The following is a 23287-nucleotide window of genomic DNA, read 5'->3' as shown; positions in this document are numbered from 1 at the left end:
AGAGGCTATTGGTGTAAAGAGCGATAGCCTTATACTTTACGAACCGCCCAGTACGAGACCCGTACGCTGGGTGGTGTGAGAGGCGCACCGTGGGCTTATAGCTCACGGCCGTCTACTCGATTAGACATCTGTTATTCATATGGGTTAAAAAGTTCCATAGTGCGTGAAGGGGGTTTGTTAAGTCTTGAAATTGAAATCATATAAGCAATACCATTGACGACTACAGCATTTGTAGTACTAGCACCTCTTCCATTAGGGTTGAATTCTGATTCAATCCAAGTGTCACTTAATGGATCATATTCGTAAATTGAATCAAATCTACGTATTTGATGATCTACGGTTCTTGCCCCTAATCCCACATATCCTCGTGAATTAATTGAAAAAGAAGTTGAAGATGCTCTCCCTACATCCGGGAAACTTGCAATTTGGCTCCAAGATTTTTCAACAAGGTCGAATGACCAGAAATCTGGAGAATATAGGATATTCGCTGCTTGACTTCCCTCAAGAGCTCCGAATCCAACATAGGCATTTTGATTTATTACGAAAACTGATGCATTACTTCGTGCTCCACCAGGAAAAGAGGTAATCTCATCCCACTCTCGGGTAGCTGTATTGAATTCATAAAAATCTGAGAATCTAACAAAGTAAGGCTCATCATTTGATTGTCTGAATCTTACACCAAGTCCTACAAAGGCACTTTCTAAGTAAACGAATGAGCTGGCTTTTTGTCTAGGTTCACCTGGAAAGTCCGCTAATCTTTCCCAAGAATCTGAGTTAGGATCGTACTCCCAAAAATCTGAAAGTGAGCCCTGTGCCCTAGTTGAATTTCTACCCAACCCGACATATATTTTATTGTTTATCATAAAAGTAGTGGCCTCAAGCCTTGCTTCGCCCGGGAAGTCACCTAATTGTGTCCAAACTTCAGTTGTCGCATCATATTTCCAAAAGTCCTTTAACGGGGTGTTCAAATTCACTCCAAGCCCATAGTATATGGTGTTCTCAATATTAGTCATGATGGCAGCTGACCTATAATCCCCCGGGAAGGTACTGCCTATCGACCATTCTCCACCGATATATTCAAATGAAATTGGTGAGGAATCATGCCCTCCTGTATTCACTATTACTTCGATTGATGTTTGTTCTATTCCAGAAGGTACTGTAACACGAAGTGTAGTTTTGGAATTACTCAAAATATTTGCCGTAATCCCATTAAACTGGACTTCGTTATCGCCTTCCAAAGGGCTAAAATTATTTCCTGTTAATGTTATTTCTTTATTAACAGTAGCTTTATTCGGGCTTAATGCATATAAGTTTGGAGTGAGAATCTCAAATGTTTCGCCACTAATGCTTTCTTGTTCAGATGCCACAACTTTTAAATTGGAATTAACTGGAATTCCAGAAGGAACCTCAACTTCTAATTGTTCTTGATTTGCATTAATAATTGCGGCCTCCAAATCGCCAAAAAACACCTTATTTGCATCAGTACTAATTCCAAAATTTTCTCCACTAATTTTAATTATTTCCCTAGTGGATGCTTTGTTAGGAGTAAAGGAGACAATATTTGGAGGAAGCTGAATAAACTCGAGCTTTTGGGAAGCTTTATTACCTATTACCTCAACTGAAACGAGAGAATTTTTAACCAACAATTCATCTGGGACTATAACCCTAATAGAGGTATCACTTGATACAATTATCTTGCCTGGAAGATCATTAAAAAAGATTGCATTCTTTTCATTCAAATAGCTAAAGTTTCGTCCAGTAACTGATATTGTATCTCTTGCATTCCCAATATTAGGAATTAAGGATTGTAAGAAAGGTGCCTTACTTCCGAGACTCAAGAAATCAACGTTTTCGCCATAAACAATGTAATCATTTGTTTCAACAAACCCCCTAACAAAATAAGAAACCTCTTCTTTTAGAGTTGTTTCTATAATTTCTGAGAATTTATCCGATTGAATATTTTCGGAGTAAATAACTCTGTCACTGCTTTCAATAGTTGGATTTTCACTTTCACTCCAAACAAAGCCATAGCTAATTACCTCAAAATCTGCTCGAAATGTGATTTCTGCATTGAATTTTGCCCCTTGAGAGGTGATTTCAGAAACAGGAAGGGTCTTTAATCTTGGATAATTCCGGCTAGTAACTTCATCTTCATTGCATTCAACAAGCGACCCTATTAAGGAGATCAAAAAGATGTTTCTTAAAATGACTTTCATTTTTTGAACAGAATAAGGTTTAATGAAATTCGATTATTGTTTGCTGTGAGACCATTGGTTTTGTTAAGTGCGGACATTTGAAAATAGCGAATGGTCACACTTCCCTTTAACTTCTTATAAGTTTTAAGAATTCCAATCCCACCCCAATATCCAATTTGATTGTCATTTACTTCAAAAGCAGTAGTTTCTGGAAATGTATTTACGATATTTCCTGACACTTGCTCACTTAGAAGCCTAGTGTTTGAACTCAGGTGATGGTCGTAATTAATGCCGCCTTGCAAATAAATACCGCACTTCTTTTCTGGGAAAGAATACTTCAATGAAAGTGGTATCGATAAGGTAGTCAGATCAATGAATGTATCATGAAATTGAGTAGATGACCCTTTTAATTCAACCAATGATGAGTAGTTAGATTTCAGGAAATGAAGCTCTCCTTGTAAAGCTATTTTTTCTGTGATTCGAGGAGATGAAATTGCAATGAGGACTCCAATGGATGGATCAATGGAATTATATGAATTATCCAAATAAGAAAACGATCCTGAACCATCGGTAGTTATTTCAGATTTCGATAGTCCTAATGTTACTCCAATATCAAACTTTGTCCATGGTTTGCTGATTTTGTATTCTGTATATTCTGCTCCTCTGCATTTGTTGTATTTGACTATTAACCTTGTCAAATTCTTTTCGTCGAGGCTCAATTTAGAAACAATACTGTTCGAATTAGAAAGGCAATCACTTATTAGGTAAGATGTTATACCACGCCATCTATTATTTTCTTTAGTACCAATTTTTCCATTAATCTCTACTTTCTCAATAATTGATTCTAAGTCGAAAAATGAAGTATCCTTCATTATATGATACTTGCCCCTTGATCGGTATAAACTGATTTCTCCAATAACTAAAACTTCCACGAATGAGTCTTTAATTCTTTGAGCGGAAAAGAATTTATCGTTATTATATCCAAATCCTAAGATTTGATTCGGATAATATTCGGTCCTACCTTGTTCACCTTTGAAGATACAGGATTCATAATTCTTTGAGTTGGAACGATAATCCAATTGTCCTTGAATGGTATCGTTTTCAAGAGTGATCACAAATCCACTTCTGAAGTCGTTCTGACAGTACGACCTACCAATAATGACTAGAAGAATGAGTAGAGTTAACCTGATCTTTTTGTTCATAGCCCAATGATGCCTAACGTTCTGGCTATGCGTAGTGCGGGACTTCAAGGCAGTAACCATTCGAGCCGCACAGACAGTAGCCAAAGCTGTGTCTTTGGGTTTAAATTTACTCATTAAACGTCAAAGCGCAGCTTTGGCGGGCTATGAAACACCTGCCTTTCCTGTACCACCATACCCCGCATTACGTATAGCTCTTGTTAGGCACAGTTATTTTTCTTTTTCTTCTTGGTGGAGTGTTATAGTCAGCTTATGGTATTGTTGTTCGATTTGGACTTGCTCGCCCTCCTTAAATCCTAAATCTTCTAACCATCTGCCTTCAAGTCTGATTTCAGGAACAGTTGTATTGTCCCACCGTCTGGTGCGAAACTTACTGTGAATTTTCAGTTTTCTAAATCGACTCATTTACTCATGTTCGGAATAACGAACACAAGGTATGAAAAAAATGCAGATTTTCGGTATAGTGAACACGAAAGAAGAGAAATATTTCAAAAAGTTGGGTGCCAAAATCAAACGACTAAGGGAAGAAAGGGGAGTAGATCAAAAAGCCTTTGCTTTTGATTGTGAGATTGGTAGGACACAACTTTATATGATTGAAAATGGCAAAACCAATCCAAGGCTACTCACCCTGATGAAAATTGCAAATGGATTGGAAATCTCTTTAGCTGATCTTTTGACTATCCATTAGTTATTTTGGGCTGTTCTTTAAACTGGCGGATAAGTTCTGATGCCAATGACCTAACCATCAAACCAAATCCATGAACTTCTCCTGGTTTAAAGGTAATTGCATCACCAATTGAGTAATTGCTAATGGAGGCTAATTTGGCATCTGCTTTTCCGTTGTTATGCATTAAGCAATTTCTGATTCCACTAACTCTGGGTAGTTCCCTTTTAGAATCATCTGTCCAAATAAGACCCAACCTGTTTTCGCAATATTTGATCAGATCGTCAACGCTTTTATAGAGTACATTACGAACTTCTTTTTCGGCTAATTGGTCAATGAGTTTTTCCTTGGATTCGGATTGAATGAATTCCAAATAGGAGATGTTTTTCTCTTTAGCCTGTTTGCCATTTGGAACCATAAGTATTGGCTTCTGAATCAGCTTCCGTTTCATAAGTTCCGACAAGAAGGCTTCAAAATGTGCATAACCAAGAAGAAGTGCGGAACGAGTTATATGGTTTTGGTAAACGTTAAAGTCATTTGAGTAGACTTCTCCAATGCTGGAATAAGTTCATCATTAAATGACTTATGGTCTTTAATGACGTTGAAGACATCTTGGCTTGCTACATCTAAGAAGCCGATAAGTGAATTAAGTTCACCAATGAAGTTCTGATATTCTTCCGTCATCTTTTAATTGTGCCTAACGTCTATGTATGGTGAGTGCGCTTGCACTTTCTATGAGCACTAAAATATCGAATCGTAGAGACAGATGAAAATAGCTCGAAGGCGCATTCACTATACATTTTGTTAGGTTTTCGTATTTTCTTCGTTCCGGTGCGTTGGAACAGACATACTCTTTGACAAGTTTTGGCCTGTGTAATTGACATGAGGGACTTGGCAATGTGTATGGCTGTTAGCGTTGGTCATTTACAAGTACATAAAAGATTGAGGAGCCGTAAAATTCTCATATTCTTTCTTGGGGTTGATTGGGTTGTCATATAAAACAGGCTTATCAACCTCTATAGCAATCGCTAAGTCTCTTCCGTCATAATATTCGTTAAAGAATCCTTTATCTATACCTGAGAACCTTTTAGTCTTACTCCAAATTGATTCAGGAGAATCTTGATGAATTTCTTTAATTGAAAACTCTCCAATTATTCTCCCCACAGGCATTGTCGAGTAAACAACAACAGTTCGAACCTCCATCTTTCCGAATGCTCTCTTTCGAAATTCGAATTTCTTTTCTCCAGAAAAAATCTTATTTGCGTATTCGGGCTTTATAGATAACAGTACCTTCATTTCTTATATGCTTCTTTATATATTTTTATGAATGAATCCCATTCGATTTCTTTGAATCCTCTTGGGGCATCATCTCTGTCTTTTAGAACTTTAAGTTCAATTAATCGTCTCATGTTTGGTCTATTTGGAAATGAATAGGCATAGAGGAAATTAACCACGAATGGTTTTCTTTTATATCTATTCCAATAAGCTAAAAGCTCTTCCTCCGTTAATGCAGTTCGTTTTCTGCAAACAGCTTTCAATTCTTCAATAGTGGATGGACTAACAACATTTTCTACTATTCCAATCGTAGTAACTACACTTTTATGAAAGCCTCCTGTTCTGTAGAAAACAATCAAATCACCTGTACTTAAACCCTTTTCACGTGAATGTGAGATATACACTTTCTTAATCGCGTTTCGATGAGGTTCATTTTCTATAAAGTCTAGTGTTGATTCTGTTCGCAAAATTGAATCAGGAAATAGCTCGGTATGATATTCCGGATAAATAGGAACAATAAATACTTTTCCTTCCTTTGATAAAAAAGGGAATGTATGTTTTGGGTTATTCTTATCAGCAGGTTTTTGGAATTTTCTTACATAAACATTCTCAGTTCCAGTTGATGAATCTTTTGTGCCCCAAAGCTGAAAACCCCAATATTCGAGTAGTTCGATTAGTCTTTTTTGTTCGGAACTCCTATCAAATATTGTAACATATATTTCTTCGACCTTAAACTGGATGGCATTATCAAATATGATTTTTAAGAAACGTTCACCAAGTTTAAATCCATTTGCAGTAACCTTGAACGTTCCAATTTTTAGTCTTTTTTTGGGAGGTAAAGGAGGGGTTATATCAGAGTAATTTTCTGTTTCATCCTCTTTCTTGATAAAAAGAAATGCATTGATCCTATTTGAATAGGAACAGATATAAGAAATTTCTTCGGCCTTTTTGTTGAACCATTTATCAAAGCCCAAATAATCATCCCTAAAACTGTCGAAGAATGAATCGTTTAAATCAATATTACCGAAATACTCTTTTTTTACAGAAAGGGTTTTATAATCGACCAGAGAAGGATTTTCGGAAATTACTTTTTCAATAAATGAATCAATACGAAAAACCTTTTCATCAATTCCCAGAGAACGAGCCTTTTGATGTATTTTCTTATCTTCTGTTATGAGCAGATCGACACGGGAGCAAAACACTTCATTTAAGAGTAAAGTGTCGTTTTTATCATTGTCGGTCGTATCTATATCATCGCTTGTTCTTTCAACTTTTTCGTGTAGTGGTGCAACAGTTTTAAGCACTTGATAACTATCAAGTTTTATTCCCATTGTTCGCACTACTTCATCATCGGAATGACGCTTTAATTCGTCAACAGTAATTGGGTGTACATTCTTGATATATTGTAATTTATCAAGCCAATGAAAGAGAGTACCAATATTCTCATTTACGATTCTACTCGTTTCACGATGAATTATAATATTGGTATCGAGTAATGCTCTCATGAAATTACCTTTATTAAAGGTTCATAATCTCCATCCTTTATTTCTACAAATGGAACGTTAAATTCTGTTGCTATTTCTTTGGCATATTCTTTTTCCATGCTCTGCATATTTTGCAAAGTTTCTAAATCATATATCGTATTATCCCTTTCCGTCAATCGCTTTTTAATCTGTTTCACATCTGCCATAACGACAACAATTGCTTTTGGATGAATTGCTTTAAATGTATCTAAAGGAACTTTTTCAGCTACTCCGTCAGAATTAAAGAGACAAAAATGTCCGTCTAACAGATAACTTTTGCCTTCTTCTTTTATTCTATTCAACCCCTCTATTAGGCGATTTTGGGTATACTGGATGTCTTCGACTTTTTTATTGTCAGGCTTACTTATTTCCTCCCATTTTAAAACTTCACTTGCTGCTATATGAAGTAAGTCAGTTTGTTCACAAACTTTACGACAGACTGTTCCTTTTCCGGCACCATGAATACCTCCGATGAAAATTAAGTCACTCATTTTTTTGAAATGAGCAGTTCACAAATATCTACCTGTAGAATCTCAGCAATTTTATAAAGCTCCTTTAGATGAGGTTGAGATTTGTTGATACACCAGTTTGAAACAGTGTGTTCATTCTTTTCAAGTTGAACGGCTAAATCTTTTTGACTAACCCCTTCTCTGACCAAAATCTCTTTGAGCCTGTTGAGTTTATTATCCATCGCTATAAATGTATAGAATGTAAATCATTTATACACTTTTGAAAGTATGATTTTCATAAATGAAATTTTATATTGTAATTTTAATTTGCATTAATGTAATTATGTTTTACATTTGAATTGTTCTTTTATCCATCAAACTTTAGAAAAATGAGAAGATATACGAAGGCAGATTTGGAAGAATTAGTCTACAGTCAATTAGAAAATTTAAATGCTATGCATGATCTATTGAGTATCATGAAACATCAAAACGGTCTTATCGAAAACGCTAACAAGAAGCTCAAAGATGAGATTTCTGAGTTCAAGGATAAACAAGTCAAGTATCCAGTTGGTAGAAAGGCTCGTTCTTGAATATAGGAGGGAAGGAAGATTTAAGCTCTTTTGCAATTTTGGATTTGTGGGTGGGTATCAGCGAATTGCAAATGTGCTTAAATGTGCGGTTGGTTTTCTGCGTCACAGCATGAAACCTAACTAGTGAATAACAACAATATCGTTATCCAATCACTAAAATAACCATAAGTGCATAGCTAAGCTGATTTTATCTTATCATTTATCCGTTTTATAAACGCTTATAGTCGATTATAAATAGATACCTGTTTGGCATTAGCGTATTTCTCTAAAAGAGTCCGACCCTAAACCAAGGAGCCAGACTTTCTACTTTGCTTAAAATGGACGGTACTTCTCCGCGGCATAGCCTCTTAGCATAGAGCTAAAACTGACTATGTTGGCATAGCTTCCCTCAACCTAGTAAGCTGTGCTTCCAGCCCTTTCACCTGGGTCTGTAACATTACTTCCCAAGCCAGGGGGCTTTCTTTTAGCTTACCGGTAAGGTGTCGCTTTCTCAGCCTTACCCATTTGGCCTGATGGTCGGTCAGTTCCTTTTTTTCCAGCAGGCTATCACAGGCATTTAACCCACGTAGTAGTCGCTGGCGGTAGGCTTTTAGTTGGGCCAGGGCGTCTTGCCGTCTCAGCAGTTTGTTTTCCATCTTTTTGATGGACTGTGCCAGGGCTACTGGCAGCTTCTGCTGTTCATGTGCTACAAAACGCCCGGCATAGGGTAGCGCTTCACAGGGCGTATCCACTTCCAGCGCTTCCTGGAGGAGGACCAGCGGCTGAATGTGGTATAGCGACAATGACCTGCGGCCGGAACTCACAGAATGGACCAGGGAAGAAGACGCTCCGATCAAATGCGCTATGGAGGTATTACTGATATCAAAATAGTGTTTGAGGGTTTCCAGGAGTGACATGTTGTACAATATTTTATTTTTTTCTACCGTATGTTGTACAAGCTTGTACAAAGTTTTAACGAAAATATTTTTACGTTGTACAAATGCCTTTTGTGTTTTGTACAACATCACTTCGGGTTTATTTTTTCGTTGTACAACACTTACATAAAAAAACCCGAACACATCGGGTTTTCAGGCACTGCGTATTGGATTAGAGCGTGCCTTTATGGGTTTCTACCATGGTAATGGCATCATCCAGTACGGGAAGTTGTGCTTCCAGCTGGGTATGGTCTACCTGGTCTTCCACCACCGAAACAGCATTATAGTTGGCCTGACGGTTTTGCAAGGCCTTGAGCTTAGTCTCTTCCCGTTCTATCTTCAGCTCCAGCTCACGTTTGGCTTTCTCATCGGTAATCAGGTCTACCGCGGCCTGATAGCCCTTAAGAATGGCTTGCACACTGACTATGCCTTCACTCACATCCACTGTAGTAGCCGAGCGGCTTTCAAGTCGCTCTCCCAGGTTGCGTAGCCTACGCTGTAGCTGGGTCTTTTCAGCCTGCAGGATCTCCAGGGCGGTGTCACATTCTTCTGCGGTGGTTAATAACGCTACGTTAATCTCCATTTGTTTTGGGGTTTATTCGTTTAAACAATTTTAAAGCCGCCAAAAAGACCCGGAAATTTTAATAGTAGCAACCGGATGTAACAAAATAGTAGGACGCCATCAGCAAAAAAATAAAAGCTTTCTGAACTACAGCAGGTTCCTTTTCAGACTCACCGCATCAAAAAAATATTACATTGTAAAATATAACCTGATCATGGAAAAACATGGACGGAATGGGGGTAGAATGGTGAAGTCAGGGCAGTATATGCGCACGTGGAATGTGCCTTTTTTCGTCCAAACTTAACACCATTTGAAAACGGCCGTTGACTCAACATGCTTATTAAAACTCGGTAAAGCAGGTTGTACGTGTCTATCGAAATGGTAATGAAGGCTATGAAACTTGCCAGTTATGGGTAACCATAAATTGTACTACCGAACCTGGTCTTAGAATCGCTGCGCTAAACCTAAGACCAGGGTGAGTTACGAAAGACAGGTTGAGGGTAAGTTAGCAATCGTTTTTGTTGCTTAGTTTGATCGGTATAACTTCTGACTCGTGCGTGGTAATGTCCATTCTGTATGAAAATGTTGTAAATAATAGAGGATGTTTTTCTAAAGTAGTCCGAGCGGACGCTCTTGGCTTTTTTGGGTCTTAGGGTCGCTGCGCTAAACCTAAGACCAGGGTGAGTCTACGGCGCATGTGGAATGTGCCTTTTTTCAAACAAATTTAACACCGTTTGAAAACTGCCGTTGACTCAACGTACTTATTAAAGCTCGGCAAAGCAGGTTGTACGTGTCTATCGAAATGGTAATGAAGGCTATAGGTCTTGCGGTTATGGATAGGCGTAAATTACACTTTATTAAACGGATGGGAATGGAGTAGCTGTACAAGTTATGAAAGAGAGATTAGGGGTAAGTTGGAAATAGTCTTTATGGTTTAACCAGCTGGTCTTAGGTTTAGCGCAGCGCTCCTAAGACCTAAAACCGGATAGGGCGTCCGCCCGGTCGAATTTAAGTGACAACCCCAACCAGTCAGCGTCTTTACGCTCAAATTTCAATGATCCACTTTGGTCAAGTACCACAAGGCCAAAGATTCCGTCTCCTGCAATATTCACCTGATAGCTCACGGGGTTCGGATAAACTGTGATATCGCTAGATATGATGGAATCATTCTCTTCACTATGGCAGATCCAGCAACGTTTCGCACCCTTGCTCCCGGATTACCGCTATCGCGTTTTATAAACTGCAATCCGGCAATGGTAAGCCAGTTAGTTCCTTTAACAACAACTGACACACCAGGAAGCCCTTGACCACTTTCATCTATAACCTCTCCGGTAATGTTTATATTATCCGTCTGGCCTGCCACCTGTGTCATAGCTATGATCGCCTGGATCATAAGTAAAGCTAATAGCCAGGTTACCAATGGCACATTAAGTAAAAATTTCTTGATAATATGAGTTTGTTTTGGTTGATATAGTTAATCCAGCTTCACTAAAGAATATAGATCTGAATAAAATAGTGAGAATTAGATACCTGTCATAGCCTGCTCATTATCATAAGTTTATCTCCATAAAAATGAATTCGGGAATCATTCAAATTGCATCCCGCACTTACCTGCAATCTTTTGCTGAACGGCAATTATCACTTTTATCAACTGAGAAATTTATCTTTTAAGTCCTGCAACTCATGATCTTGTATGGGTTGTAATTTTCCTATTATACGGCTGTCAATCAAAGAGTTAGCGCTGAACTCTGCTGCCTCAAGCCTGTCAAAGGTTTCCAAAATGGATTGCCCGGTAACTAACACTGAATCATTTGCGATCAATAAAATGGGAACATGCTTTCCAAGTGCATTCACCACTTCCCGGCCTCCTTCAAACTGAGATCCATAGGGTAAAATGGGAATATCTTCCAACATTATGTAAGATTCAGGAATGGTTCTGGTTTCCATTTTTGCATTGGCCACACAAAATGCAGCCAGGTTTGGAGGCTGTGTGGAAATAATACATGATATTTTAGGGTGCTGTTCATAGATATGAGTGTGCAATTTCACGGCCCGGCTTGGTACTTTATCGTTCTCTTTATGCCCATTTTTGATCAGCACAAAATCATCAATATTCAATGCCCTCCGGTTGATGTTTATTGGGTTAATTAAAAAAGAATTGTCGCTCACTCTGCAAGAAATAGTACCATAAGAACTTATCATCAAGCCTTGCCGGCAAGCTCTGCTTATAATTTCTTTCAGATGATGACGGGCTAACCTTTCCTCTGAACCTTTATGATCATGATTAAATTCAGGCAACATGTTATCATGATGTTCAAACCTGGCGACTTCGTGGGAATCAAGTGCTTTTAGTCCACCAATAATTTCCGCTCTAATGCTGGTTTTTGCACAAAACTCCAGTGTTTCAAAACGCATAAAAGTTTCTGACAAGTCTTTTCCTCCTACTACCGTTCCATGATTTTCCATAATGACAGACTGCGACCCATCGGAAAATGCCTCTGCTATTTTCTCGCCCAATTCTTTACTTCCAGGCAGTTCATATGGAGCATAGCCCACTTCGCCACATAAGAACTTAGCTTGCGGAATTATTGACGTATTCGGAGTTTTTCGCACGATGCTGAAAGAAACCAGGGCAGGAGGGTGCGCATGTATAATGGCTTTGATATCTGGTCTGGCCCTGTAAATAGCCTCATGAAAGGGTAATTCGGAAGATGGTTTATGCAGTCCATTGAACGTACCATCCTCAAACACATGTATGATGTCTCTTTCAGTAAGTGATCCCTTGTCTACAGCACTTGGGGTTATCCAAATACTACCGTCTGCATCTTTGATAGAGATGTTGCCTCCGGAAGTGGTAGTCAGGCCGTTCTTGTAGATGAGTTCAATGGTTTCAGCTATCTGATATTTTGGGTGTTTGCTATCCATAAGGTCTGGAAGTTATTAGTGTAACTCTAAATTAGTGGCAAAGCTGGTTGACGGCGTCCTGTAGTTTAGGGTAGGAGACTAAAAGCCAGCAGGTAGCATCAGGTCAAGCCTATGGTCGATGCTGGATTTGCTTCACGTGAGCTATACTTTTGGCTCACGAAACATCTAACAAGGCAAGTGAAGGGATTTATTAAGATCTTTGACTTTTTCACAGCAGACCTGCTCCATTACCTGCTGAAGCTGTGTTCTGAGTAAAGAGATGGCGTGATTAGATACAATTATTCCATCCAGGCATAATCTGCAGGCCTTTTCCGCATCTTCTTCGTAAGCCACTCATGATAATTCATATAAAACTGTGCGGCTGGTGGTCCACAGGTGGTGCCATAGCCGTCAGGTTAAGGTTGCTACTCTCCTGATCTATTCAGACCATCCCTGATTTTGGTTATGACACAAAGTCCACAGAGCTCCACTGAGTTACACAAAGATACTCTATTCACCCTTTGTGCTCCTCTGAGCTTCTTTGAGGGCTTTGTGTAACAGCCAGACTACATCGGTAGTGAACAGAGAAAAACAAGGGGCTGCCTTGCGGAAAAAGAAAAAATAGTCACTGTATCGCCAGCAAATGCCCGATATCATCAAGAGCCGCTTACTTGAAGAACCCATTAATGTATCCTTAACCTGACGGCTATGACAGGTGGTGCGGTCCGTTTGAGGGTGGTGTGTAGGCAGGCCTAAGGAGCTGGTTTTGTGCGTTTTGCGGGGAAAACGGACTTTAGCCGTGGCGCCCTTTTCTTTTGTTTCGTTTTCTTTTGGGCGTGCAAAAGAAAATGAAAACCGTACTTAAAACCTCAAAAAGTGGCTAAATCACCGGATTTCGAGGTAAAAGATCATCTCCTGGTTTTGAAAAATGCTAATCAAAGGCAATAAGGATCACTTTTACACAGAAATTATTTTTCATGAGCGGCCTTCGTAAGCTACTCCTTTAAAAACGAGCTTTCCTTTCCACATGTCACGGACAGGATTCGCTTTCATTTTAGCCCGGTTACAGTGTTTTTTTGCCTTTAGTGACAGTCTGATAGTGAGTACGGTATTTATAGTTTTCCGATAGATTCTTCCGAACACGTTCGTCCGGGTTAACCAGAACAGCAGCACCTAGTGAACTGCCCAAAGCAAATTCTGTCGACCGGATCACATAACCCGGTAGTTTGTTAGCCAGCATTTGAGTAAATACCTCATTGTTGGCAAACCCACCATCAATATAGATATGCTCGATCTTGCTATCGCCTATCGCCAGTTTTAACGCACTTATTTGTAATTCGGTCAATTCATATATCAGCTGGTGATAGGCCTGATCAAAATTCCTGAAAAGACTTAGGTCCTCAGTTAAGGCATTTTTAAAACCAAACCGGGCCACATCTAAGTGAGGGTAGTTAAAAAGTAGCTGTCCTTTGTCGGCCGGAACTGCCTCAAACAGAAGGTCAAATTTTATTTTTTTGTACCGATGATATTCTACGTTAAAAAATGTGCCTAGTTCCTTGGCCTTGTCTCTCAATTGTTGTCCCAAAAACAATCTTGACGCTTTTACGGATTGACCTGATGGCCCCATAAAATTAAGGCAGTCTTTTTCCAACTCATCAGTACTTAGTTCACTTTCATTAAAAGGATTCATGCAGATGCTCCAGGTACCCGTAGACAGAAGCACGAATTTTTTTTCTACATTCTCAAGGTAAGGCACCAATGCAGAAGAGCTGTCATGCACTCCAATACCCACATTTATTTCATGACCGTGTAACTGAATAGAATTTACAGTAGAGGCTGTTGCTACTTTCGGCAGATATTTATCCAACCCTTCCTTTTTTACCCATTCAGCATATTCCATTGTATTATAGTTCCAAAGCCCGGTATGACAACCCATACTCGTATAATCAGAGGTAAGATTTTTTGTTAACAAATAACTCAGGTATTGGGGTAAGTGCAGACTGGTTGACAACTCTTTAAAAATGTCAGGCCGTTTGTACTTGATATAATACAATTGTAATCCTGAATTGAGAAATCCCATGAATGGACTTGCTGTGGTAAGTGAAAAGTCTATCTCATTCTGATACTTCGTGAAAAAATGCTCTTGCAGATCCTCGGGAAAGGGCTTCAAATAATTATAGAATGGGGCAATAACCTTCCCCTCTTTATTCAGATGAACCAAGGAAGCGCCGTAGGTAGAAAAATTAATATGCTTAACCTCGTATTTATCACTTCCAAGTATTTCTCTGACGGATTCAATTATCCAATAAGATATGGCCTGGAGATCATCGCAAGGATAGCCCTCATCGTCCTTAACCTCATTGAACCGAAGGTATTCTTTGTGAACCTCATTTAAATCCTGGTCCAGAACATAGAGTTTCTTATTGGTTTTCCCTACATCAAAGATCAACGTGGCATTTTGTATCACAGTCCGGTCGAATAGGTTTTGTTTCCACGCTCCTTTATCAGGTGTTCCCGAACCTTAAGCTTCCTGTACGTCAACAACGGATGAAGGGAACCATTAGATTCACGGCTGGCTTCCGCCAGTAAAGGTCTAACATCTGTGCGAAAAGCGTCTTGCAGAATTTCCTGTGCGAGCGTTACATCATTAGATTCCTGAGCCATTTGCAACAGTTTATGATCGATGATCAGTGCTTGTGCATAAGCTATTTTAATGGCTTCTACAGATTGAATCAGGTCCTCCAACGGATCTTTTAAATTGTGACTGGCGTCAATCATCCAGGATATTTCCAGCTTCGGATCTGATGCCAGCCCGAGAACAAGTTCATTAAAGATGAGCATAAGCTGATACGGCTTAAGACTTCCTACGGTCAAGTCATCATCTCCATACTTACTGTCGTTAAAGTGAAAACCTCCCAGTTTCCCCACATGCATAAGTAAAGCAACGATCTGCTCTATATTCGTATTGGGTAAATGATGACCGAGATCTACTAAACTATACGCTCGCTGTCCCAGCTTTGTAGCCAATAGATGAGAGGTACCCCAATCGGGGATAACCATAGAATAAAAGTTTGGCTCATAGGGTTTATACTCGATCAACATTTTCCAATCATCGGGCATATGATCATAGATAGACTCAAGTGAATCTTTAGTATTTGAAAATGCTTTCATGAAGTTATTCTGACCGGGAAAAGATGATCCATCTGCCAGCCACACAGTAAGCGCTTTCGACCCCAGTTTGGCTCCATAATCGATTACTTCTTTATTGTGGGCAATGGCTTGCGCCCTTACATCTTTATTCACATGTGAGAGGGACCCAAATTTGTAAGAGTGCTTTTCGCCTGGTTGATCCTGAAAAGTATTTGAGTTAACGGCATCAAATTTAATCCCTAAATCATCCGCCAGCGCCCGGGTACCTTCAGGGTCTTCCGGGATATCCCAGGGTATATGCAAACTCACTGCTCCACTCGACTGGTTCAAGGTATTCAGGAGTCCAATATCCTCTAATTTCTCTTCTAAAGACCGAGGTTCACCACCACCTGGAAATCGTCCGAATCGAGTGCCTCCTGTGCCCAGTGCCCAGCTGGGAATAGCTACTTGAAATGACCTTAGCCTACGTATAATATTACCCGTATCAAAACCTCTTAATTCCAATCTTTCCTTTAATGGAGCTAATTTGGTTTGATGCTCAGTTATTTTAGCCGCATTCAGGCTTTTTATTTGGTCTTCAGATATTTTCATTAAACAAGTTAAAATAAGAATCGTAAAACAGGACTAAAATTCAAAGCCATAAGGGAGTTTATCTTACAAAAGCAGCTGCCACACCGCCATCTACGTTTATAATATTTCCGGTAGACTTACTAAGTGACCCGTCTACAAACGTTAAAACGGCTTTAGCGATGTCTGCTCTTTCCAATACAGCGTTGAGGATGTTACGCCTGGCGTAATGCGTGGGTAATTCATCCACTGTGATCCCATAGGCTTTAGCCCTTCCGCCCAGCCATTATTCCAAATATTAGAACCTTTAATAACAGCATCCGGATTAACCGTATTAACACGAATGCCATTTTTACCTAATTCTGCCGCCATAAGTCGCTTTTGTGAGCGTACCAATATCCCCACCTGACCCTTTCACATACATAATCTCTACATCTTCACCTGAAAGTGGGTCTTGCCGGATGGTTTTACAACTGGTGTTCCCACCCCCGTAATTCGTGATCCGCAAATCGCTCCCAGGCAGGTTTGATCTATATAACAAAAGAGCGACCTGATCGTCCCCTATTTCTGATGCTTTTCTTTCATCCCAGAGGTATTTAACAAATTTGAATGATTGCATCATGCTTTGTATAAAAAAGAGGTTTAAAGGCTTCAATAAATATAATAATGACAAAAATGATATGCCTGACCAGCGTTTGCATCCTGCACCTACTGGGTTGGAAACGAATCAGATATTTAACTTCTTTACGAATGATCAAACAACACTTATAAGTAAAACACGGATGAGCCATTACTTAAAACAGATCTCAATAAAAAATCCGGTGAACCCAAATACAAGCAGATTGCTGAAAGTGTAATTGAGAATATTGAGTCTGGGAGAATAAGTACGGGATATCAACTCCCTTCAATAACCCGGTTAAGTATTGACTGCCTTGTATCTCATGACACCGCCGGCGGAATACGCTCTTAAGCGGGATAGTACAGGACATTGAGCAGGTGCTAACCCGTTAATTTCCCATCCGATAATGTTACAACCGAGAGTATGTCTGAGCAAGAGGATGCTATTGAAAACAATGAATTTGAGCGGGAACCTGTTCATCAGAGTCACTTAAAGAACTGGAAAAGCTTTTTAGGAATGTATGCGGGCGAGCATGCAGCTGGTACCGAATTCATGATTGGACCGCTTTTTCTTACTACGGGTGTCAGCGCATTTGATTTGATTGTAGGTCTATTGCTGGGAAACCTATTGGCAATAGTAAGTTGGAGGTATTTAACGGCAGAAATAGCGGTTAGGCAGCGACTAACGCTGTATTATCAATTAGAAAAAATCTGTGGGAAAAACCTGGTATTGGTATATAATGTTGCAAACGGTGTCCTATTCTGTTTCCTGGCCGGGTCCATGATCACTGTTTCAGCCACAGCTGTGGGTGTCCCGTTTGATATGGAAATGCCAAGGCTTACGGATACATTACCAAATAGTACCACCTGGGTAGTAATTGTACTGGTGGTAGGGGCCGTTACTGCTTTCGTAGCCGCCAGAGGTTACTCTACTGTAGCGAAAGCAGCTAATTGGATGTCTCCCTTTATTGTGTTAGGCTTTTTATGGGCAGGTATTGTTGCACTCCAACAACTGGGCATAAAGTCTTTTGAAGACTTCTGGGCAATTTGGGAAGAAGGTTCTGATCCATTTCCCGGACAGACCAAATTTACCTTTTGGCATGTAGTTATATGGTCTTGGTTCTGTAATGGTGCAATGCACATCGGTATGTCAGACTTATCCGTCTTCAGGTTTGCCAAAAGTGCTTCAAGCGGATGGACAACTGCCGCGGGTATGTATGTTGGTCATTATATGGCCTGGATTGCCGCTGCTTTGATGTACGCAGTCTACTTGAAATCACCCGAAGCACAGATTTTTCTTGCCGGTGGAGAAGCTCCTACAGTAGCACCGGGTCCAATGGCTTATAATGCAATAGGAATATTTGGAATCTTAGCGGTAATACTTGCCGGATGGACAACCGCAAATCCAACCATATATCGAGCAGGTTTAGCCTTCCAGTCTATCTTTCCTAAGTTCTCAACTTCCAGCGTGACAATAATAGCTGGTGTACTTGCCACTATTGCAGGTTTATTCCCGGCGTTTGCTATGAAGTTACTGGGCTTTGTAGCATTATATGGTTTTATCTTAGCTCCGATGGGCGCCATTATAGTTACTGAGTTATACGTTCTCCCTAAAGCAGGTGTGGCGCCAAATTCAGCAGAAACCAGGGGTATAAGCTTTAATTGGGCGGTTATGGCAGCATGGGCATTGAGTGTAGGTTCTTTTTACCTTCTTTCCATTTTGGAAGGAATTTTTCTATCCTTTCTCATCTTGCCTGCCTGGGTGGTTTGTGGTGTAATATATTATGTGTTGAGAACAAAATTTAATAGGCTTACTTAATCTTATTCCTGGAAAGCCGGCAGTCCAATAGAGACACTCATGAATAATACTAGCCCGTTTTACCCCCGCGGGTCGTAGGTTTAGCGTAGCGGTCCTAAGACCTAAAACCGGATAGGGCGTCCGCCCGGTTGAATTTAAGTGACAACATTTTAATAGCAGAGATTACCTTCCACTGGCCCTCATGCTGATCATAGTTTCTACGACGACCCTACTCCGATTGAGCATCCGCTCAAAATTACTCTGTAATGTAGTATTAATGAGGATCAAGTAACGAAAGGAATAGCATTTTAATGCAGCTTATCAACAACGCAAACCTAATCAACTAACTCCTCATAAATCAAAAAATCACCGGGGCAAGAAAGCGATGCTCCTTAAAGCCAAGCATGTAAACACTAAAATCCGCACTAAAAATGCAGACTGTTTCGAAGTAGAATTACCGTTTTAGCCTCTTGGCAAAAGAGTACCCGTTGGGGGAATATCGATGTAACAGGCAAATGTTATAAATAGTAGCGGATTTTTTCCAAATTAATCCGAGCGGACGCTCTTGGTTTTTTAGGGTCTTAGGACCGCTATGCTAAACCTAAGACCAGGGTGGAATTCCAAAGATGGGTCATACCTGTTTTACAGGAATTAAATAAGCACGCCGAAAACAAGCAAAGAGTAAACAAAAAAGCCAGTCACTCTGCGTAACTGGCTAATTATAAAGGGTGGAAGATGGGTCTAAACTCGAACCATTTCCACAATGACTTAAAAAGTCTCTTTGCATTAAAGAGTCTTTTTGAGTCTACCAAGAACCCCCACTTCATGGCTACTTATAAATAATCCAAAACTAAATTTTAGAAGTATGGAAAGTAGCAAAACAATTGAAGCTAAGAACCAGCAGACTCAATCCTTTTTCGCCCAGCACATCTGGACTTACAGGTCATTCCTGTTAATCATCATCATTGGTGCTATGGTCAACAACCTTGATCATAGTGCAGAATTGTACATGAAGATCAGTGACAGAGTAAGCCAGGTACAGGCATACTCAGTGGTCATCATCTTTGACTTGATTGTCATTGCCCTCATTTGGGTAGGAGATCCCAAAGCGCTACTCTTTGCCATCACGGTATTCTTTATCGACGAACTGGCGTGGGATGGTGTCAAGGTATTCTATCAGATTGTTAGAAAGGGACAAGACATCACCTACCAAATGGATCAGTCCGTTCAAGAGTACCTGACGCTGATAGAGAAGGGGATAACCATGCTGATTTATGGAGGCACATTTGCATTCACTGTTCATCATTTCAGCCATCTTTTTAAAAAACAATTGACCAAGCGAGCTAAGCTCAACAGCTTGATCATGAAGCTACGAATAAGTCTAGCTGAACTGACTTGCATATGTGGTGAGAGGTTTGAAAACATCAGCTCGAAATTTGGTCATCAGAGGAAATGCAAGTCGCATAAGAATAGAGCATTTGGAGTATGATGTGTCATATTTCATATATTTACTATCTTTGTAATTCCTTTTATTAGCAATAATTAAGATAACAAAAGAAGTGTTTTGAGAAATAACCTCAATTGGGACATTATTAAGAAATTTTCTAGTGAAGAGACTCCCTGCTTTTCACTTGAAGATGTGATTACCAGCTACCCTGACAGGGGTAAGAACTATTTGGCTAAAGTCCTTTCTAAGATGGTTGCTGAAGGAGTAGTAATTCGGTTGAAAAAGGGACTATATCATATTGTACCCTTAAATGAAGATGCGGATCATTTCATCCCTGACTGGCACCTCGTAGCTAAGTACCTGATGAAAAGGAAAAGGTATTATATCGGATATTACTCCGCTATGCAAATACATGGTCTCATCACACAGCCTAGTTTGAAAGAGATCATTGTTACTGATATTCAGGTAAAGCCAAACATTACTAAGATTAACAATGCTGAATTTCAGTTTGTCCATCATATTGATAAGCGTTTTTTCGGTTTTGAAAATACCTGGATAGATGACTACAATAAAGTACAATGTAGTGATCTTGAAAAGACCATTGTAGATGCACTTGGCAAACCCCACTATAGTGGAGGAATGGTAGAGATCGGCAAGGCTATTCATGAAACCAGAAAAAAGATCAATATTGAGAAGATAGTTGAGTATTTACTACGATTTGAAAGCCAGACTGCTATCAAAAGGTATTTATTCATTAGTAACTTGTTGGACATTTGGTCGGATGAGCACCAACGCTTACTATCTAACACAGGGAGTTCAATATCTCCATTAGATACTACTGCACCAAATGAAGGAAAGATCAATACTAAGTTTGGCTTGAGAGTTAATATCAATCCGGAAACAATTAAGGAAGCAATTTTCACATGATACAACCCAAGGAAATAAGTAAGATCTCCAATCAAGTGGGTGTAAGGCCGCAGCAAATTGAAAAAGACTATGTGATCTCATGGATACTGTGGGGTATAGCTCAAAATGAGTTTCTTAGTGAGTACCTAATCTTTAAAGGAGGAACGTGCATCAAGAAAATCCACATAGAAAATTATCGGTATTCAGAAGACATGGATTTCACTTTGAGTGAAGATTCAGTTTCTGATACTGAGATTTACGCTCAATTCAATAGTCTGTTTGGCATACTGGCGCGTGAAACAAGAATGCGACTTAGTATTAATGAATCTTCAAAAGACACCCATATCGCCAGTGGCAGTATCAAATTTTACATCGACTATGTAGGGCCATTAGGAGGTAATGGGGATCATGTGAAGTTGGATGTAACAAGAGGTGAACAATTAGAGTATGAGCCGATTGATGGTCGAGTGCTTCACGTCTATTCAGATCTTGAAAATGACTTTACTATCAAGAGCTATTGCCTGGAAGAGGTGGTTATCGAAAAAATGGCGGCACTCATGGGCCGAACTGAACCACGTGACTTGTATGATTTTGACTATTTGACCGCCATCGAGCAGGTAGATATAGAAGGGGTATTCTACGAGTTCGAGCACAAAGCAACGCACAAAGGTCTCAACCCAAATAGTTTTGTAGAGAAGGTGTCAGGAAAAGAAGCTGCTTTTCACCGATTTTGGAATGAGCGTTTGCAATACCAGATAAAGGACTTACCTAAATTCAAGGATGCCTGGAGGAGTGTGGGGAAGCAGTTTAGGGTGGTGAAGAAGATGAAATGAAACATTATAAGGGTTGGGACAATTTCAAAATTGCAATAGAAGTTATAGTAATTGAATTTACTAATCAAAACAAACTAGGCTTATAACCCCCCCATAGAAACTTAGATAGGTTCTTATGGTTGCTTTAAAAAGAGACAAAGTATACTCAATCTTCTCTGATAGATTTAAGTGGAACAAAGACGATAACTATGATTGATCCCTTGACATAACTTAATCTACCCTCGTTCATTGACTAACTTTCTTACTAAAGCAAAATCTCGTATTCAAAAGTTGTCTCCAGGAATTGGGAAACACATATGATCGAAAGTGACGGTTTGAAAGGAATTCAATGTATGGAATTCCTTTTTCGTTGTGTTTCATTTTTGATTCGTCAAAAAAGGTTTTTGACTCCTCAACCATTTCCATTTCATACTCACGCGGATTTTCTGGAAGATTTATAGTACTTCTTGTTGCTCCTGTTTCATCCATTGCATTAGAGTTAAATAAGCTCTCTTCAGTATCATTTTCTGGATGCCAAAGCTGACAATCTATGTCTTTGAAATTCTCCTTAACTATCTTTCTGAGCATTTTGTAGAGTTCATCTTGTTTTAGCATAATACACCATTCTGCTAAAACTGTGATTAAGTGTGAAGACGCAGTTTCTTTTTTTTTATCCTTGTCCATTTCATTCTCGACCAATTTGTCATAGCTGGTATAAAAAAGAGGAAAAAACTTAGTAGTCATAAAGACATCTCTCAAATAGGTTATTAATCGAATTAACCATTCTGTAGCATAATCGTATCTTTCTGTCTGGTAGAACAAAATCATGCCCAAATTAATCTCAATACAATGTTCATCATACTTTGGGTAATAGGCACCTGGATTATTTAAGATCATTTCTCCCAAACTTTGAGATACTTGAATAGCATTATTGTAACACATATCGGGGTAACTGGTTTGAGAAATGTGGGAATAAATTGAGGCCTCATAGAGTTCTGAAAGTCCTATAGTAGCAACTAATCCAATCTGCTCAAATGTTATCAAGCAATATTCAATATGATTTCTTATTCCAAACGATAATCCATCCTTTGTGTAAAAGCTATTTTGAACTTTAACAATGTACTCTCGGTTAATTTGAATTTTAAAAGAGTGATATCTTATAAACTCTTTTAAAACATGTTTTTCCTCAAAAAAGTCACGTCTCGCAACCCAGTCCCAAAACATCAATAATGTCCTCTCAGAAGCAATTATCATTGGTTTGAGATTATTCATTTCTTCACACCATTTTAACAATATGTTTGATATTAACCGAACTAATCTCAGATTTCGGATCAATTTCCTATTGACTTTTAACTCTATATTTTCTTGAAAAATCTGTTCTATAAGCTGGTAAAAATGTCTTAGGTCATAATCTGGTAGATCTAAGAAGGAAAGAGTCTTTCTTAATAATGACCTTTTATTTTCGGGAAAAAGTAGTTCAGATAAAAGGTGGGTCTCTATAAATTGAACGGTATCATTGATCCCCCAAAATGAAATTCTAGTCTCTCATTTTTTGATTGCTCTTCTATAAAGAGGCCGTCTCAAAAGTGATTGAGGCGGTCTTTTTACTTTTACAAGGATTGAGTTTTTGATTTAACGTTTAGCAAGCTTCTTTTTCAAAAAGGCAAGAGTTGTCCTAAGCCTATGCCGCCTGTTTGGCCAGGTTATGAGCTAT

General features: G+C 39.3%; 22 protein-coding genes and 2 pseudogenes. 6 read left to right on the top strand and 18 right to left on the bottom strand.

What is annotated here, in order from left to right; all coding sequences use genetic code 11:
* Positions 1-131: 131 nt before the first annotated feature.
* From FNH22_RS31200 to FNH22_RS33025, 3 genes are all read right to left on the bottom strand, one after another.
* Positions 132-2216: an IPT/TIG domain-containing protein gene (locus FNH22_RS31200; protein ID WP_143402461.1), complete on the bottom strand. Its 2085-nt coding sequence runs from the start codon at positions 2214-2216 to the stop codon at positions 132-134.
* Complete coding sequence (locus tag FNH22_RS31195; RefSeq protein WP_185154523.1) at positions 2213-3310, bottom strand: outer membrane beta-barrel protein; 1098 nt, start codon at positions 3308-3310, stop codon at positions 2213-2215. Before FNH22_RS31195 ends, FNH22_RS31200 begins: the two co-directional genes overlap by 4 nt.
* Before the next feature lie 294 nt (positions 3311-3604).
* The gene (locus FNH22_RS33025) at positions 3605-3799 is read right to left on the bottom strand and encodes a SymE family type I addiction module toxin (protein WP_143402459.1); all 195 of its coding nucleotides are present in this window, start codon (positions 3797-3799) and stop codon (positions 3605-3607) included.
* 31 nt (positions 3800-3830) lie between these two features.
* On the opposite strand from FNH22_RS33025, the gene FNH22_RS31185 reads away from it, so the two are divergent.
* Positions 3831-4082, top strand: a complete 252-nt coding sequence (locus tag FNH22_RS31185) for a helix-turn-helix domain-containing protein (protein WP_255518206.1) — start codon at positions 3831-3833, stop codon at positions 4080-4082.
* On the opposite strand, the gene FNH22_RS31180 is transcribed toward FNH22_RS31185, so the two are convergent.
* The 6 genes from FNH22_RS31180 to FNH22_RS31160 all read right to left on the bottom strand — a co-directional run bounded on the left by FNH22_RS31180 (position 4072) and on the right by FNH22_RS31160 (position 7547).
* Entirely contained in the window at positions 4072-4509 is a 438-nt protein-coding gene (locus FNH22_RS31180; protein ID WP_143402458.1) for a hypothetical protein, read from the bottom strand. The two genes, FNH22_RS31185 and FNH22_RS31180, sit on opposite strands and share 11 nt — an antisense overlap.
* Before the next feature lie 56 nt (positions 4510-4565).
* The gene (locus FNH22_RS32260; RefSeq protein ID WP_185154522.1) at positions 4566-4742 is read right to left on the bottom strand and encodes a hypothetical protein; all 177 of its coding nucleotides are present in this window, start codon (positions 4740-4742) and stop codon (positions 4566-4568) included.
* A gap of 240 nt (positions 4743-4982) precedes the next feature.
* Entirely contained in the window at positions 4983-5354 is a 372-nt protein-coding gene (locus FNH22_RS31175) for an ASCH domain-containing protein (protein ID WP_143402457.1), read from the bottom strand.
* Positions 5351-6838, bottom strand: coding sequence for a PIN domain-containing protein (locus tag FNH22_RS31170; RefSeq protein ID WP_143402456.1), 1488 nt, complete (start codon positions 6836-6838; stop codon positions 5351-5353). Before FNH22_RS31170 ends, FNH22_RS31175 begins: the two co-directional genes overlap by 4 nt.
* Complete coding sequence (locus FNH22_RS31165) at positions 6835-7347, bottom strand: ATP-binding protein (protein WP_143402455.1); 513 nt, start codon at positions 7345-7347, stop codon at positions 6835-6837. The genes FNH22_RS31170 and FNH22_RS31165 overlap by 4 nt, the downstream gene beginning before the upstream one ends.
* On the bottom strand, positions 7344-7547 hold the full coding sequence (locus FNH22_RS31160; protein WP_143402454.1) for a helix-turn-helix transcriptional regulator: 204 nt from the start codon (positions 7545-7547) through the stop codon (positions 7344-7346). The genes FNH22_RS31165 and FNH22_RS31160 overlap by 4 nt, the downstream gene beginning before the upstream one ends.
* A 147-nt stretch (positions 7548-7694) precedes the next feature.
* On the opposite strand from FNH22_RS31160, the gene FNH22_RS31155 reads away from it, so the two are divergent.
* Positions 7695-7895, top strand: coding sequence for a hypothetical protein (locus tag FNH22_RS31155; RefSeq protein WP_143402453.1), 201 nt, complete (start codon positions 7695-7697; stop codon positions 7893-7895).
* Between the two features lie 368 nt (positions 7896-8263).
* On the opposite strand, the gene FNH22_RS31150 is transcribed toward FNH22_RS31155, so the two are convergent.
* The 8 genes and pseudogenes from FNH22_RS31150 to FNH22_RS31110 all read right to left on the bottom strand — a co-directional run.
* Positions 8264-8899 carry a hypothetical protein gene (locus FNH22_RS31150; RefSeq protein ID WP_143402452.1) on the bottom strand — a complete coding sequence of 212 codons (636 nt, stop codon included), beginning with the start codon at positions 8897-8899 and terminating at the stop codon, positions 8264-8266.
* Positions 8900-8981: 82 nt separating this feature from the next.
* On the bottom strand, positions 8982-9392 hold the full coding sequence (locus FNH22_RS31145) for a hypothetical protein (protein ID WP_143402451.1): 411 nt from the start codon (positions 9390-9392) through the stop codon (positions 8982-8984).
* Between the two features lie 1099 nt (positions 9393-10491).
* A complete protein-coding gene (locus tag FNH22_RS31140) occupies positions 10492-10764 on the bottom strand; it encodes a hypothetical protein (protein ID WP_143402450.1) in 273 nt (90 codons plus the stop codon).
* A 254-nt stretch (positions 10765-11018) separates the two neighbouring features.
* On the bottom strand, positions 11019-12296 hold the full coding sequence (locus FNH22_RS31135) for a class II aldolase/adducin family protein (RefSeq protein WP_143402449.1): 1278 nt from the start codon (positions 12294-12296) through the stop codon (positions 11019-11021).
* 1042 nt (positions 12297-13338) lie between these two features.
* Entirely contained in the window at positions 13339-14742 is a 1404-nt protein-coding gene (locus tag FNH22_RS31125; RefSeq protein WP_143402448.1) for an FGGY-family carbohydrate kinase, read from the bottom strand.
* Positions 14739-16016, bottom strand: coding sequence for a TIM barrel protein (locus FNH22_RS31120; protein WP_143402447.1), 1278 nt, complete (start codon positions 16014-16016; stop codon positions 14739-14741). Before FNH22_RS31120 ends, FNH22_RS31125 begins: the two co-directional genes overlap by 4 nt.
* A gap of 58 nt (positions 16017-16074) precedes the next feature.
* Positions 16075-16370, bottom strand: a pseudogene (locus FNH22_RS31115) (SDR family oxidoreductase); the annotation flags it as partial.
* A pseudogene (locus FNH22_RS31110) lies at positions 16357-16614 on the bottom strand (bifunctional rhamnulose-1-phosphate aldolase/short-chain dehydrogenase); the annotation flags it as partial. The pseudogenes FNH22_RS31115 and FNH22_RS31110, both read right to left, overlap by 14 nt.
* 420 nt (positions 16615-17034) lie before the next feature.
* Between FNH22_RS31110 and FNH22_RS31105 the strand changes: the two are divergent.
* The 4 genes from FNH22_RS31105 (at position 17035) to FNH22_RS31090 (ending at position 21594) form a co-directional block, all read left to right on the top strand.
* Entirely contained in the window at positions 17035-18429 is a 1395-nt protein-coding gene (locus FNH22_RS31105) for a cytosine permease (protein ID WP_143402446.1), read from the top strand.
* Positions 18430-19273: 844 nt separating this feature from the next.
* Positions 19274-19897 (top strand): hypothetical protein, encoded by a 624-nt coding sequence (locus FNH22_RS31100; RefSeq protein WP_143402445.1) that lies wholly within the window; start codon positions 19274-19276, stop codon positions 19895-19897.
* 75 nt (positions 19898-19972) lie between these two features.
* Complete coding sequence (locus FNH22_RS31095) at positions 19973-20782, top strand: transcriptional regulator (protein WP_143402444.1); 810 nt, start codon at positions 19973-19975, stop codon at positions 20780-20782.
* On the top strand, positions 20779-21594 hold the full coding sequence (locus FNH22_RS31090; RefSeq protein WP_143402443.1) for a nucleotidyl transferase AbiEii/AbiGii toxin family protein: 816 nt from the start codon (positions 20779-20781) through the stop codon (positions 21592-21594). Before FNH22_RS31095 ends, FNH22_RS31090 begins: the two co-directional genes overlap by 4 nt.
* Positions 21595-21819: 225 nt before the next feature.
* Here the strand turns inward: FNH22_RS31090 and FNH22_RS31085 are convergent, their stop codons facing one another.
* Positions 21820-22845, bottom strand: a complete 1026-nt coding sequence (locus FNH22_RS31085; RefSeq protein WP_143402442.1) for a hypothetical protein — start codon at positions 22843-22845, stop codon at positions 21820-21822.
* Between the last annotated feature and the right edge of the window lie 442 nt (positions 22846-23287).

The organism is Fulvivirga sp. M361 (assembly GCF_007097395.1).
Lineage (GTDB): Bacteria > Bacteroidota > Bacteroidia > Cytophagales > Cyclobacteriaceae > Fulvivirga.
This window is presented reverse-complemented; position numbering and strand designations above follow the sequence as displayed.

Excerpts from the sequence above, each read along its gene's own strand:
- FNH22_RS31200 (WP_143402461.1), bottom strand. The coding sequence starts at position 2,216 with ATGAAAGTCATTTTAAGAAACATCTTTTTGATCTCCTTAATAGGGTCG.
- FNH22_RS33025 (WP_143402459.1), bottom strand. The coding sequence starts at position 3,799 with ATGAGTCGATTTAGAAAACTGAAAATTCACAGTAAGTTTCGCACCAGA.
- FNH22_RS31085 (WP_143402442.1), bottom strand. The coding sequence starts at position 22,845 with ATGAATAATCTCAAACCAATGATAATTGCTTCTGAGAGGACATTATTG.
- FNH22_RS31165 (WP_143402455.1), bottom strand. The coding sequence starts at position 7,347 with ATGAGTGACTTAATTTTCATCGGAGGTATTCATGGTGCCGGAAAAGGA.
- FNH22_RS32260 (WP_185154522.1), bottom strand. The coding sequence starts at position 4,742 with ATGACGGAAGAATATCAGAACTTCATTGGTGAACTTAATTCACTTATC.
- FNH22_RS31100 (WP_143402445.1), top strand. The coding sequence starts at position 19,274 with ATGGAAAGTAGCAAAACAATTGAAGCTAAGAACCAGCAGACTCAATCC.
- FNH22_RS31145 (WP_143402451.1), bottom strand. The coding sequence starts at position 9,392 with ATGGAGATTAACGTAGCGTTATTAACCACCGCAGAAGAATGTGACACC.
- FNH22_RS31180 (WP_143402458.1), bottom strand. The coding sequence starts at position 4,509 with ATGAAACGGAAGCTGATTCAGAAGCCAATACTTATGGTTCCAAATGGC.
- FNH22_RS31135 (WP_143402449.1), bottom strand. The coding sequence starts at position 12,296 with ATGGATAGCAAACACCCAAAATATCAGATAGCTGAAACCATTGAACTC.
- FNH22_RS31175 (WP_143402457.1), bottom strand. The coding sequence starts at position 5,354 with ATGAAGGTACTGTTATCTATAAAGCCCGAATACGCAAATAAGATTTTT.
- FNH22_RS31160 (WP_143402454.1), bottom strand. The coding sequence starts at position 7,547 with ATGGATAATAAACTCAACAGGCTCAAAGAGATTTTGGTCAGAGAAGGG.
- FNH22_RS31120 (WP_143402447.1), bottom strand. The coding sequence starts at position 16,016 with ATGAAAATATCTGAAGACCAAATAAAAAGCCTGAATGCGGCTAAAATA.
- FNH22_RS31150 (WP_143402452.1), bottom strand. The coding sequence starts at position 8,899 with ATGTTGTACAAAACACAAAAGGCATTTGTACAACGTAAAAATATTTTC.
- FNH22_RS31090 (WP_143402443.1), top strand. The coding sequence starts at position 20,779 with ATGATACAACCCAAGGAAATAAGTAAGATCTCCAATCAAGTGGGTGTA.
- FNH22_RS31105 (WP_143402446.1), top strand. The coding sequence starts at position 17,035 with ATGTCTGAGCAAGAGGATGCTATTGAAAACAATGAATTTGAGCGGGAA.
- FNH22_RS31185 (WP_255518206.1), top strand. The coding sequence starts at position 3,831 with ATGAAAAAAATGCAGATTTTCGGTATAGTGAACACGAAAGAAGAGAAA.
- FNH22_RS31155 (WP_143402453.1), top strand. The coding sequence starts at position 7,695 with ATGAGAAGATATACGAAGGCAGATTTGGAAGAATTAGTCTACAGTCAA.
- FNH22_RS31170 (WP_143402456.1), bottom strand. The coding sequence starts at position 6,838 with ATGAGAGCATTACTCGATACCAATATTATAATTCATCGTGAAACGAGT.
- FNH22_RS31140 (WP_143402450.1), bottom strand. The coding sequence starts at position 10,764 with ATGATCCAGGCGATCATAGCTATGACACAGGTGGCAGGCCAGACGGAT.